Source organism: Granulicella sibirica, assembly GCF_004115155.1.
In the GTDB taxonomy this organism is placed as follows: domain Bacteria; phylum Acidobacteriota; class Terriglobia; order Terriglobales; family Acidobacteriaceae; genus Edaphobacter; species Edaphobacter sibiricus.
Genome location: NZ_RDSM01000002.1, coordinates 908659 through 921700, shown reverse-complemented (window position 1 = coordinate 921700; position 13042 = coordinate 908659). Strand labels below are relative to the sequence as shown.

The following is a 13042-nucleotide window of genomic DNA, read 5'->3' as shown; positions in this document are numbered from 1 at the left end:
CCGATACATGAAGATGTTCTATCGTGCGCTTCCCTTCCTTGTCGTCCTGCTTAGCCTGCTGGTGGTTTGTCCTGATCTGCGGGCGCAACAGACAGGAATTAGCGGCGTCGTCGTCGATGTGCAGGGCGGCGTGCTGCAGGGAGCGAAGGTAGAGGTCAAGGAGATGGATGGGTCATCCTTCTTCGCCACGACGAATGCGCAGGGATCGTACGTGTTTCCGAGCCTGCTGGCCGCCGACTACACGATCAAGGTGAGCGCATCTGGGTTCGCGACGGTTGAAAAGAGAGTGCTTCTGCTTGTAGGGCAGTTGGCGCAGGTGGATTTCACGCTTCCAGTTGCGAGTGCTTCCGCTGTCGCCGAGGTTTCGGCGGGCGATCAGTTAGCGATCGATACCACCTCTTCAGTGGTCGCGGGAAATGTGACGCCGAAAGAGGTCGAGGATGTGCCGATCAATGGGCGCAACTACATCGCGCTTTCTACATTGATTCCTGGCATCAAGGCGAATGCCTTCGGCAACTCCCCGGTCTCGGCTCCGGGTGGGGCCTCGTATGGCGATGCGGAGACAGGTAAGTTCCAGATCACGATGGACGGTCTACAGGTCTCGCAGGACTCGGTAGGATCAAGCTTCGGACAGCCACGCTTCTCGCAGGATGCGATCTCGCAGTTCCAGATCATCACGAACCGTTTCGATGCAACGGCTGGGCGTTCGGCTGGAATCTACGTCAACGCGCAGACCAAGACCGGCACAAACGTTATCCACGGCGGTGGCTTTGGCTACTTCCGCAACTCCGCTTTCAATGCCTCCGATCCGATCAGCAAGAAGGTCAACACGTTTGCCGATGAGCAGTATGGCGGAACGTTCGGCGGCAAGATCAAACGGGATAAGCTCTGGTACTTCGGCTCGTACGAAGGAGAGCATTCGCCCACGACTTATACCGCTTCGCCGATCATTGGCAGTGCGTTTTCCCATCCGTCGACGCTCAAGGTGAATGAGTGGCTCGGACGTCTCGACTACCAGAGGAACGATAAGAACCACTTCCTTCTGCGTGGGGACAAGTTCAATAACACGCTCGATTTTGTTGGAGCGCCTGAGCCTAGCTCGTCCTACTCATCGGCTTACTCGAGTTATGGTTATGTCTTCGATTGGGACCGCAGCATCAACGATCGGCTGATCAACGATGTTCACGCGGGCTATCACCACTTTGTCTTCCAGAACCTCCCCTACTACAACAACAATTCCATCGTGGTTGCCCTTCCGACGGTTACGGTTGGTGAAGCGTATAACCAGCCGGAGACGTTCAGCCAGGATACGCAGCAGTATCGCGACGATCTCTTCTGGCTGAAGGGGAAACATAGTGTCAAGGTCGGCGGCGAGTATCTGTACACGTTCCACGGTGGGTCGTTTGCACAGTATGCACGTGGCGGCTTGACAAGTTGCTCGTCCAATCGCGCTACCCCGCTTGGTGCCGCGGACTATGCGAACTTCTTTCCAAACGGAACTCTTGATCCGACAACATGGAACTATGCGGCCATCGGAGCCTACTGCAACACGAACGAGACCTTTACCCAGGGCTTTGGGAGCTACGACATCAGCATCGGACGCAACATCCTTGGTTTCTGGGGCCAGGACGACTGGAAGATTCTGCCTCGGCTGACTTTGAATCTCGGCCTGCGGTACGACAACGATCTTGGCGCCTACAACACGTCGTACGTCCCGACGCCCGGTCTGCTGACGCCGAATACGAATCCCAATGCTAACTTCGCTCCACGCATTGGCTTCTCTTACGATCCGTTTGGAGATGGGAAGACTTCTATCCGTGGTGGCGCAGGGCTCTATTTCGCGGACCAGGTCGCCAACGCGATCATCGACGAGCAGCTTTACAGCAGCACAGCGCGCGCGTTGCAGGCCACGATCTCGACCAATCAGTCCACAGGTGGCGCCGCCCTCTCTCTTCCGAATCCGTTCGCGAATCAGAATCCACTGGCTAACCCCACGAACTATGTCAGCGCTCCGCAGCCCGTGGCACGCGGCGCGAAGACCCCCTATGCGCTCCAGATGTCTTTTGGCATGGCCCGCGAGCTTCCCTACCGGACGACCATGACGGCTGATTTCGTCCACTCGCGGGTGTATGGCGATTTCATTGCGCTGAGCGGAAACCTGCTCGCGAATCCTGCGAATCCCCAGCAAAACCTCAATCCCGCAACCGCGATTTCGGCCGCGAATTACGCTACTCGAAGCTGCGGCAACGGGAGCATTCTGCTGGATAACGTGAGCAGTCTGGCCAACGGCGGTCCGGGCGGCATCGTCGCGAAGCAGGTCTGCAACAACCTGTTCGGCGCGACGGTGAGGCAGTTCACGACCAATCCAGGCGCGGGCGTGATCTCGGACGCCTTGCAGGTCGGCATCAAGCATGCAACGACAAGGGGGTTCACATCGGCGGTCGCGTACACCTGGGGACGGACGAAGAACTCGACCAACGGCGCGTTCTCCTATCCGAACAAGCCGTTCGCTTCGGGTATTCAGCAGGAGTGGGCGAACGGAACGGACGACCAGAGGCATACGCTCACGCTCACCGGCGAATACCAGTGGAAATACGGGCTTTCGCTCTCGAGTCTGTATCACTTCGGCTCGGGTCAGGCGTTTGCTCCTGCTACCGGGGCGAGCGTGAATGGCTACGCGCTTGGGACAAGGACGTTTGCCGCTCAGCCGATCTCGCCGGGCCAGACTTGCCCGGTTGCCGCATGCGTGACGACGTATGCTCCACTATCGAAGGTTCATTTCGATTCGGGTTATGGTTACTGGATTCTTGAGCGGGACGGATTCCGCGGAACGCCATATCATCGTGTCGACTCGCGGTTGCAGGAATCGTTCAAGATCAAGGAGAAGTATCACGCGATCGTCGCGGTCGAGGCGTTCAATCTCTTCAACCACTCGAACTATGGAAACTTCGCCACAACGGCGAGCATCGGCACTGGCGCGAATGCCTATGGAACTCCGCTGGCAGTAACGGGGAACCCGGTTGAATATTTCGCGCGGTCGCTGCAATTCATTGGGCGGTTTTCCTTCTAGCGGAGGGAGTATCCCTCTCGCGGACGCACGGCTTTGTTGGAGGAGTTTTACTCGATGCGCGTTTCGCTTTCTGTATCGGCTCTGCTGTTCTGTCTTCCCTTTGCTGGTTTCGCCCAAGGCACCGCGACTCACAAGATCATTACCGTGCATGAGGGGACGGACCTTGCGGTGACGGCGTCGCCGGATCATAAGACTATCCTGATGGATCTGCAGGGGATGATCTATTCGGTTCCATTTGCAGGCGGTATGGCGAAGCGGGTGACAGGGCCTTTGGTGGAGGCTTCGCATCCGGAGTATTCGCCGGACGGGACGAGTGTAGCCATCCAGTCTTACGCCGGCGGAACGTTTCATATCTGGACGATGAAGCCGGATGGGACGGGCCTGAAGCAGATCACGATGGGGCATGGGGATGACCGGGAGCCGCGCTGGTCTCCGGACGGGAAGACGATCGCGTTCGCTTCGGACCGCGCGAACAAGGGCTCGTACGATATCTGGACCGTCGACGTCGCGAGTGGGGCGGTGACGCAGATTACGACCGGCGAGAACGATGAGTATGAGCCGGCGTGGTCTCCGGATGGGAAGAAGATTGCCTATGTGAACGGCGTGTTTGTTACGGGCGCTCCGGGTGTGGGCGGGGTGATGGGGAAGACGGTCGAGGCGAAGGATCTTGCGTCGGGTGAAACGAAGACGGTGGCTTCGATCGGGAATGCCGTAGGAAGAATCGAGGCTCCGAGCTGGTCCCCGGACGGAAAGCACCTGGCGTATGTGCAGTTCTTTGGCGCGGGGATGTTTGTGGACTCGGCGCGGCTTGTGGTGGATGGGACCCCAGTCACCGGGCCTGCGGGTGTGAAGGATGACGACGCATTTCCTTTCCCGCCGGTGTGGCTCTCGGCGGATTCGATCCTGTTTACGGCTAACGGGCAGATCCTGAAGGCCGACCTTGCCGGTCATGCGATGACGGCGATTCCCTTTACTGCAGGCATCGAGTCGATGCGACCAATTTATAAGGCGAAGAACTTTGCGTTCGATGCGAAGGCTTCGAAGCAAGTGCTCGGGATCTTCTCGCCTGCGTTATCGCCAGATGGGAAGCAGGTGGCGTTCGTCGCGCTAAACCAGCTTTACCTGATGACGCTTGGTAACCCGGTGCCGAAGGCGCTGACGCATGACACGTACTACAAGCAGGGACCGGCGTGGTCTCCCGACGGAAAGACGCTTGCATATGTGTCTGACAAGGATGGCGTCGAGAACGTCTACCTGATGGACATGGCCACGGGCGCGGAGAAGCGGGTGGCGCCGTCGCCCAAGGCTGCACAGATCTTTCCAGCGTGGTCCACGGACGGGAAGATGATGGCATTCCAGGAGCAGGATGGGGCGACGAAGTTAGTAGATGTGGCGACAGGGGCGGTGTCTCCGCTGGCTCCGGCCACATTCTTTCCGGGACGGCCTGCGTTTGCGCCGGGTGGAAAGACGGTCGTGATTGCGACGGTGAAGCCTTATACGAGACGGTTCCGCGAAGGGACGAGCTCGATTCTTTCAGTCGACCTTGCGACAAAGAAAACGCAGTGGTTTGCTCCGGCTCCGTTTGAGTCGATCTCGACCCGGACCGAGGATGGCCCCGTGTATTCGCCGAAGGGCAACGAGATGGCGTTCATCATGGACGACCTGCTGTATGCCATGCCGGTGGACGCTGTCGGGAACCCGACGGGTACGGCTGTCGCTTTGAACGCCGAGGTCTCGGATGCCCCGACTTACAGCGGCGATGGTTCGAAGATTCTGTATCTGTCGGACGGCAAGATGCGTTTGATGGACCGGGCGACGAAGGCGATTACTCCAGTCGCGATGAACCTGACGTATACGCCTATGCAGCCGAGCGCCTCCGAGAAGACGCTGATCCATGCGGGGCGGATTTGGACGGGTGTTGGGGCTGAGACGCAGACGGACGTGGATGTGCTGGTGGCGGGTAACAGGATCGTCTCGGTGAGCCCGCACGGGAAGGCTCCGGCGGGGGTGAAGGTGATCGAAGCTCCCGGGTCGACGCTGTTGCCTGGGCTCTGGGAGAACCACTCCCATCCAAACTCGGACTCTTCGATCTACTATGGCGACCGGCTGGGCCGGCTTTGGATGGTGTACGGGATCACGACGCTGCGAGATATGGCGGACCAGGCCTACCGCGCGGCGATGCAGAAGGAGGCTTTCCTTTCGGGTGCGGCGATGGGGCCTCGTCTGTTCGCCACCGGCGAGGCGATCGACGGCGAGAGAACGTACTACCCGATGATGATTCCGACGACGAGCGAGGCGCAGTTGCATCGCGAGTTCGAGAGGCTGCATGCGCTCGATTTCGACTTCATGAAGCTTTACGTCAGGCTCCCGTACACGTGGGTCGTCGAAGGCGTGAAGTATGCGCACGAGACGATGGGCGTGCAGACGGCGGGCCACTACCTGCTGCCAGCGGTCGCACTTGGCAATGATGGGATGAGCCATGTGTCGGCTACGGCGAGGACGGGATATGCGTACTCGCGATCGATGACGGGGGCGAGTTACTCGGATGTGCGTTCGCTGATGGCGGAGTCGGGAACGTGGACGACGAGCACGCTGCTGAACCAGGGCGTGATTGCCGAGATGCCGGAGATGGCGGATGACAACCGCTATAACCTCGCTCCGCCCTGGGAGAAGGACCGTCTGCAGAAGGGCCGGGATGCGGCGATGCACTCGGACCAGACCGCGAACCTTGACCGCGTGATGCGGGAGGAGGCGACCGTGAAAGGCGTCATCGAGCAGAAGGGTATGTTTATCGGTGGGACGGATTCTCCGCTGGATCTTCCTTCGACGTCCCTGCACTTGAACCTCATCTCGCAGGTGAAGTATGGGCTGAAGCCGTGGCAGGCGCTGCAGACGGTGACGAGCCGGGCGGCGCTGGCGGCGGGGGTTTCGAAGGACCTGGGGACGATTGCGCCGGGGTATCTCGCCGATATGATCCTCGTGTCGGGCGATCCGCTGACCGAGATCAAGGATGTGACGAAGGTGCAGTGCGTGATGAAGAACGGAGAGATGCACTCGGTGGCGGAGATCATGGCTCCATTTGTGAAGTCGGACGTGGGCATGGATATCTGCCCAGCGAAGTAGGATGTTGGGATGACTCCGGAAGAGTTTCGCGCGTACGGGCATCAACTGATCGATTGGCTGGCGGATTACCGGGCTACGGTCGCGGACAGGCCAGTGATGGCCAAGACCGAACCGGGAGAGATCGGCGCTTCCCTGCCTTCCGCCCCACCCATTGACCCCGAGCCGTTTGGCGATGTGCTGAAGGATCTCGATCGCGTGGTGATGCCGGGGTTATCGCACTGGCAACATCCACGGTTTTTTGGGTACTTTCCGGCTAACTCGCTTGAGGCTGGGGTGCTCGGGGATATCGCGAGCACGGGGCTCGGAGTCCTTGGGCTGGCGTGGCAGTCGAGTCCGGCGATTACCGAGGTTGAGGATGTCGTGCTCGGGTGGATGCGGCAGATGGTCGGTCTGTCGGAGGCCTGGAGCGGGGTCATCCAGGATACGGCTTCGACGAGCACCCTGGTGGCTCTGATCACGGCCCGGGAGCGGGCCACGAACTACGGGCTAAGCCGGGGCGGATTGCAGGCCGAACAACAGCCGCTCGTGGTCTACGTGTCGGCGCAGAGCCATAGCTCGGTCGACAAGGCTGCGCTGCTGGCGGGTTTTGGGCGGGAGAATGTGCGGCTTGTGCCCTGCGACGAGAAGTATGCAATGCGGCCGGAGTTGCTGGACGCGATGATCCAGGAAGATGTCGCCAAGGGGTGGGTGCCGTGCGCGGTCGTTGCGACGACCGGGACAACGGCGACGACGGCGATCGATCCGGTCGCAGCGATCGCGGAGGTCGCGCGCCGCCATGCGATCTGGTTGCACGTCGATGCGGCAATGGCCGGCAGCGCAATGATTCTGCCGGAGTGCCGGTGGATGTGGGCGGGGATCGAGGGGGCGGACAGCCTCGTCATCAACGCGCATAAGTGGCTGGGCGCGCCGTTCGACTGCTCGCTGTATTACGTGCGGGACCCGGAGCACCTGGTGCGGGTGATGTCGACGAACCCGAGTTTTTTGCAGACGTCGGCGGATGGGCGGGTGAAGAATCTGCGGGACTGGGGTATTCCGCTGGGGAGACGGTTTCGGGCGTTGAAGCTGTGGTTTGTGATTCGGGAGCAGGGGGTTTCGGGGCTGCAGGCTCGGCTACGGCGGGATATGGCGAACGCGAAGATGCTGGCCGGGATGGTGGAGGCGACAGAGGGGTGGCACGTACTCGCGCCGGTGGTGCTGCAGACGGTTTGTGTGCGGTATGAGGCGAAAGGGATGAGCGGGGCGGAGTTGGACGCGCACACGAAGGGGTGGGCGGAGGCGGTGAACCGATCGGGTGAGGCGTATGTGACGCCGGCGACAATCGACGGGCGGTGGATGGTGCGGGTGTCGGTGGGGTCGGTGACGACCGAGGCTGAGGATGTGCGGGCGGTGTGGGCGGTGATGCGGCGGTTCGCAGAGGCGTGACGGCGGTAGAGTAGGCGCATGACCTTCTTCGAGAGTCTGCTCACGCTGCTTCTGGTCGCGGTCGGGCTGCTTCAGATCTCGCGGCGGCTGTCGCTGCCGTATCCGGCTATGCTGGCGGCGGCTGGGGTGGCGGTGGCGTTCGTGCCGGGGGCTCCGGATATTCCGATCGATCCGGGGACCGCGCTTGCGCTGTTTGTGGCTCCGGCGCTGCTGGATGCGGCGTTCGATTTTCCCCCGGGCGCGGCTCGGCGGTTCTGGGTTCCGCTGGTTACGTTCGCGGTGGTCGCGGTCTTCGTCACGTGCGCGGCGGTGGCGTTGCTCGGGCACATGCTACTTGGGCTTCCTATTGCCGCTGCCGTGGCTTTAGGGGCGATGGTGGCTCCTCCGGATGCGGCGGCTGCCACCGCGGTACTCAACTCGACCTCTATTCCGCAGAGCACGGATGCCATCCTCAAGGGCGAAAGCCTCTTCAACGATGCCACCGCGCTTCTCCTCTTCAACGCTTCTCTTGCTGTCGTGGCCCACGGACATCTCACCGGGCCAATCGCCATTCGTCTTGGTCTTGCTGCCCCCGGCGGCGTCCTGTTCGGGATCGTGGCCGCCCTGCTGATGCGGCGCATCCATCCCTTCGTGCGCGACAGCCTCGGAGGCACGCTTCTCCAATTCTGCGGAACCTACCTTATCTGGATCGCCGCAGACCACCTTGGACTGTCTGCTGTCCTGAGCCTCGTCGCCTACGCCATGACGCTGGCACGGACGTCGGAGATCATCCATAACTACACGCGCATGCGGGTCCACTCCTACGCCGTCTGGAGCTCGGTCGTCTTCGCGCTCAACGTCTTCGCCTTCCTGCTCATGGGCATGCAGGTTCGCACCATCGTCAGGCAGATGCAGCGAGAGCATCTGTACCAGGCTTTGCGCTTCTCGGCCGTGGTTGTGCTGGTGGTGATTGTCATCCGGCTCGTCATCGTTCTCACCTTCAATCGCGTGGTCTCATGGCGAGCCCGGGCCAAGGGCCAGAAGGAGCCCGCCTCGCTCAATCAAGGCATTCTCGTCGGCTGGAGCGGCATTCGAGGCTTCGTCACCCTCGCCACCGCGTTTGCGCTTCCTTCTTCCTTCCCGCACAGGGACACCGTAGTGCTTACCGCCTTCTCTGTCGTTCTCGTGACGCTCGTGGTGCAGGGTCTAACCCTCGCCCCGCTCATCCGCTGGCTCGGTCTCGATCAGACAGACGCCAGCGAGCGGGAGCTCCAGAGCGCACGCGCGGCTCTTGCCACCGTTGCTATCGCCACGCTGTCCCATCGATCCAGCCCGGAGGCGGAGCAGCTTCGCTTCGTCTACTCGCTCGACCGGGACAGTGCGGCGGGCGAAGCCGTCTCCTGCCGGTTTGAGGACTACCGGAAGACCGGGCTGATCGCCATCCGCGCCGAGCGGAAGGAGCTCGAACGCATGCGGACCCGCGACCAGCTTGGGGCGAACCTCTACCTCAAGCTCCAGGAAGAACTGGACTGGCGCGAACTGACCCTCCTGCCGGAAGATCATCGCCAGATCGAGGAGAGCTGATTTGTCCCCTGGGGAGCCGAAAGGTAACCCATTCAGCAATTCTCCGATCTCCCGGGAAGTGCGAGGGATACCCGGCATATGCGATCATCGAAGCTACCGTGAGCGACGAATTTCCAAGAATCAAACGACTCCCCCCTTACGTCTTCAACATCACCGGAGAGCTGAAAGCCTCCGCCCGGCGCCGCGGCGAGGACATCATCGACTTCGGCATGGGAAACCCCGACGGCGCGACTCCCCCGCACATCGTCGAAAAGATGATTGAGGCGGCGCGCAAGCAGCAGACGCACCGCTACTCTCTCTCGAAGGGCATCCCCCGGCTGCGCAAGGCAATCTGCAACTGGTACGAGCAACGCTACGGGATCGAGCTTGACCCGGTCACCGAGGCCATCGTGACCATCGGCTCCAAGGAAGGCATCGCCCACCTTTGCCTGGCCATCCTCGACAAGGGCGACACGGTGCTTGTGCCCAACCCAAGCTATCCCATCCATATCTACGGCCCGGTCATCGCCGGGGCCGACGTTCTCAGCATCCCAATCACCGATTCGACCGACGACTTCCTCGCTCGCATCCAGGACGTCATTCCACGGATGATCCCGCGCCCGAAGGTCCTCATCGTCAACTTCCCTGCTAACCCGACCGCGCAGTGCGTCGACCTCGCCTTCTTCGAGAAGCTCGTCGCCGTCTGCAAGGAGTATGGCGTCTGGCTCGTGCACGATCTGGCCTATGCCGATATCGCGTTCGATGGCTACGTCCCCCCGAGCGTCATGCAGGTTCCGGGAGCGAAGGACATCGCCGTCGAGTTCTTCACACTTTCGAAGAGCTACAACATGCCCGGCTGGCGGGTCGGCTTCATGGTCGGGAACCCTACGCTGGTTGGCGCCCTCGCGCGCATCAAGAGCTACTTCGACTACGGCACCTTTACGCCGATCCAGGTCGCCTCGATCCTTGCCCTGGAAGGCCCGCAGGACTGCGTCAAGCAGATCTGCGACGTCTACCGCTCGCGCCGGGATGTCCTCGTCAACGGCCTCAACAAGCTCGGCTGGCCGGTGGAGATGCCGAAGGCCACCATGTTTGCATGGGGCAAGATTCCCGAGCAGTACCGCGATCTGAAGTCGCTGGAGTTCTCGAAGCTCATGCTCGAACAGGCGAAGGTGGCCGTCAGTCCCGGCATCGGCTTCGGCGAGTACGGCGACGACTTTGTGCGGTTTTCGCTCATCGAGAATGAGGCACGGACACGCCAGGCGCTCCGTGGCATCAAGCAAATGTTTGAGTTGCGATAAAGACAAGGGCTTCCGTCCACGGTGAATCACTACTCTTTCGTAGACTCTGGCAACGTTGCCCCAAAGCAAGATATGCTTGGTGTCGCTGCAAATGAGCCGGTGCCATGGGAGTGGCGGGTGGTCAATGACCTTTTTTCGCGGAACGAATCTTCGTAAATCTTTCCTGGCGCTGGCTACGCCCGTGGCTCTGTCCGCCGCCATCGTAGCCTTCGGCCACGCACAAAATGCGACCCCGGCAGCGGCCGCCCGCCCGCGCTCGACCGTGGGCTCGCAGGGCCCTCTGCCCGTCCACGAGGTCTTCACCAAGGCCTCGATCGACAGTGGCGGAACTCTCTTTCAACAAAACTGCGCCTTCTGCCACGGCAAGGACGCGGGCGGCGGTGAGAGCGGCCCCGACCTCACCCGGTCCAAGCTCGTCACCTCGGATAAAAACGGCGAGGCGATCGGCGCGGTGATCAAGAGTGGGCGCGTCGAAAAAGGAATGCCGCGCTTCACCCTGCCGGATACGGACGTGATGAACCTCGTGGCGTTCGTCCACTCGCAGCAGGATAAGGCGATGTCACAGACCGGCGTTCGCAAGGGAGTCGATGTCTCCGACCTGCAGACGGGCAACGTTGAGGCTGGCAAAGCCTACTTCAACGGCGCGGGAACGTGCTCTACCTGCCACTCGCCGACGGGTAATCTCGCCGGGATCGCGAGCAAGTACGAAGGGCTAAAGCTCGAAGAGCAGATGCTCTACCCGTCGGACGCCAAGGCGAAGGTGACGGTGACCACATCCGCCCGTAAGACCCTGACCGGGCAGCTCTCCTACATCGACGAGTTCACCGTCGGACTCACGGATTCGGATGGCATCTATCACTCGTGGCCAACGGATAACGTCAGGTACAAGGTCGACGCCCCCTTCAAAGCACACGTCGCGCTCTTCGATAAGTACACCGACGCGGATATTCATAACCTGATGGCGTACCTGCAGACACTGCGCTAAGTAAAAGGTCAACCAGATATGACGTCTTTGCGGAACACTTCTCTCCTGACTCTGGCCGCTGCCGCCATCCTCGCCTGCACCCGCCTGTCGTCTGCACAAAACGTCGATGCCGCATGGCTCACCCATCCTCCCGCCGATAGCTGGCCGGCATATCATGGCGACTACTCAGGCAAGCGTCACAGCGAACTCACCGAGATCACGCCGCAGAACGTCAAGGATCTCAGCCCCGCGTGGATCTTCCAGACCAACCAGAGCCTCGAGATCAAGGCCACGCCGATCCTTGTCGACGGCATCCTGTACTTCACGCTGCCGGATAACATCTGGGCAATCGACGCGCGCACCGGCCACCAGTTATGGCGCTACACCGCTCCGCCGAACAAGGCCTTTCACATCGGCCAGCGCGGCGTAAGCATCTACAAGGGCTCGCTCTACTACATGTCGTCCGACGCCCATCTGCTCTCGCTCGATCCCAAGAATGGGAAGGTGCGCTGGGATGTCGAAGTAGCCGATGCCTCCAAGGGCCATTGGGCCACGATGGCTCCGCTGATCGTCGGCAATCACGTGCTCGTAGGTGCGTCGGGCGACTTCGATAACCTCCAGGGCTTCATCCGCTCGATCGACGCCGAGACGGGCAAGACGCAGTGGCAGTGGGACGCCACGCCTCCTGTCGGCACCGCGAAGAAAGCTACCGGCGGCAGCGCCTGGATGACCGGCACCTACGATCCCGATCTCAACCTTGTCTACTGGGGCACAGGCAATCCGACGCCTGTGCTCACCGGTGCGCCGCGTCCCGGCGACAACCTCTACACGTGCAGCATCGTGGCGCTGAACCCCGAGACCGGCAAGCTTGCCTGGGCCTTCCAGCCATCGCCCCACGATACTCATGATTGGGATGCAGTTGAAACGCCCGTCCTCGTCGACGGAGATTTCCACGGCCAGCCTCGCAAGATGCTCATGCAGGCCTCCCGCAACGGCTACTTCTTCGTCCTCGACCGCGCGACGGGAAAGAGCCTGCTGACCACCACCTTCGGTCCCGTCAACTGGTCCAAGGGCATCGACAAAAATGGCCAACCTATCCCGAACCCGGAGAAAGAACCTGCTCCCGACGGGCGCATCATCGCGCCGGATGAAGGCGGACTGACGAACTATCGCTCTCCCAGCTTCGATCCCAAAACCGGCCTCTTTCTCGTCAACGCCTCCCCCAGCTTCAGCATCTACTTCGCGAAGCCCGCCGACGGAACCTACGGATGGGCAGGCGCCGACTACGGCGTGTGGAGCAAAAGCGTTCTCGAAGCCATCGACTACCAGACCGGAAAGATTCGCTGGAGCCACGAGTTGGGCGACGGCCGCTCCGGTGCTGGTGTGATGACGACAGCTTCCGGCCTCACCTTCACGGGGGATGTCGCAGGAAACTTCCTCGCGCTCGACACAAGCGATGGCAAGACTCTGTGGCACATGGGCTCCGGAGGCCACATCAGCAGCCCGTCGATCACCTATGAGTTGGACGGCCACCAGTACGTCCTGACGAGCAGTGGCGGCGTCCTTTTCGCGTGGACCTTGCCACGCGCTCCGCATAGCGGCACGCACCAGGCCGAATAA

General features: G+C 61.2%; 7 protein-coding genes. All 7 read left to right on the top strand.

Annotated elements, in window-relative coordinates; genetic code table 11:
• Window positions 1–7 precede the first annotated feature (7 nt).
• The 7 genes from GRAN_RS14760 (at window position 8) to GRAN_RS14730 (ending at window position 13042) form a co-directional block, all read left to right on the top strand.
• Entirely contained in the window at window positions 8–3070 is a 3063-nt protein-coding gene (locus tag GRAN_RS14760) for a TonB-dependent receptor (RefSeq protein ID WP_128913759.1), read from the top strand.
• A gap of 54 nt (window positions 3071–3124) precedes the next feature.
• Entirely contained in the window at window positions 3125–6193 is a 3069-nt protein-coding gene (locus tag GRAN_RS14755; protein ID WP_128913758.1) for an amidohydrolase family protein, read from the top strand.
• 9 nt (window positions 6194–6202) lie between these two features.
• Window positions 6203–7615: a pyridoxal phosphate-dependent decarboxylase family protein gene (locus GRAN_RS14750; RefSeq protein ID WP_128913757.1), complete on the top strand. Its 1413-nt coding sequence runs from the start codon at window positions 6203–6205 to the stop codon at window positions 7613–7615.
• 18 nt (window positions 7616–7633) lie between these two features.
• Window positions 7634–9178 carry a cation:proton antiporter gene (locus tag GRAN_RS14745; protein ID WP_128913756.1) on the top strand — a complete coding sequence of 515 codons (1545 nt, stop codon included), beginning with the start codon at window positions 7634–7636 and terminating at the stop codon, window positions 9176–9178.
• 98 nt (window positions 9179–9276) lie between these two features.
• Window positions 9277–10458 (top strand): alanine transaminase, encoded by a 1182-nt coding sequence (gene alaC, locus GRAN_RS14740; protein ID WP_128913755.1) that lies wholly within the window; start codon window positions 9277–9279, stop codon window positions 10456–10458.
• A 124-nt stretch (window positions 10459–10582) separates the two neighbouring features.
• Window positions 10583–11443, top strand: coding sequence for a c-type cytochrome (locus GRAN_RS14735; RefSeq protein ID WP_128913754.1), 861 nt, complete (start codon window positions 10583–10585; stop codon window positions 11441–11443).
• Between the two features lie 18 nt (window positions 11444–11461).
• Window positions 11462–13042 (top strand): acido-empty-quinoprotein group A, encoded by a 1581-nt coding sequence (locus GRAN_RS14730; RefSeq protein ID WP_128913753.1) that lies wholly within the window; start codon window positions 11462–11464, stop codon window positions 13040–13042.

What these genes read in the sequence shown, in the direction of transcription:
- GRAN_RS14760 (WP_128913759.1), top strand. Translation starts at nt 8, where the DNA reads ATGAAGATGTTCTATCGTGCGCTTCCCTTCCTTGTCGTCCTGCTTAGC.
- GRAN_RS14755 (WP_128913758.1), top strand. Translation starts at nt 3,125, where the DNA reads ATGCGCGTTTCGCTTTCTGTATCGGCTCTGCTGTTCTGTCTTCCCTTT.
- GRAN_RS14750 (WP_128913757.1), top strand. Translation starts at nt 6,203, where the DNA reads ATGACTCCGGAAGAGTTTCGCGCGTACGGGCATCAACTGATCGATTGG.
- GRAN_RS14745 (WP_128913756.1), top strand. Translation starts at nt 7,634, where the DNA reads ATGACCTTCTTCGAGAGTCTGCTCACGCTGCTTCTGGTCGCGGTCGGG.
- GRAN_RS14735 (WP_128913754.1), top strand. Translation starts at nt 10,583, where the DNA reads ATGACCTTTTTTCGCGGAACGAATCTTCGTAAATCTTTCCTGGCGCTG.
- GRAN_RS14730 (WP_128913753.1), top strand. Translation starts at nt 11,462, where the DNA reads ATGACGTCTTTGCGGAACACTTCTCTCCTGACTCTGGCCGCTGCCGCC.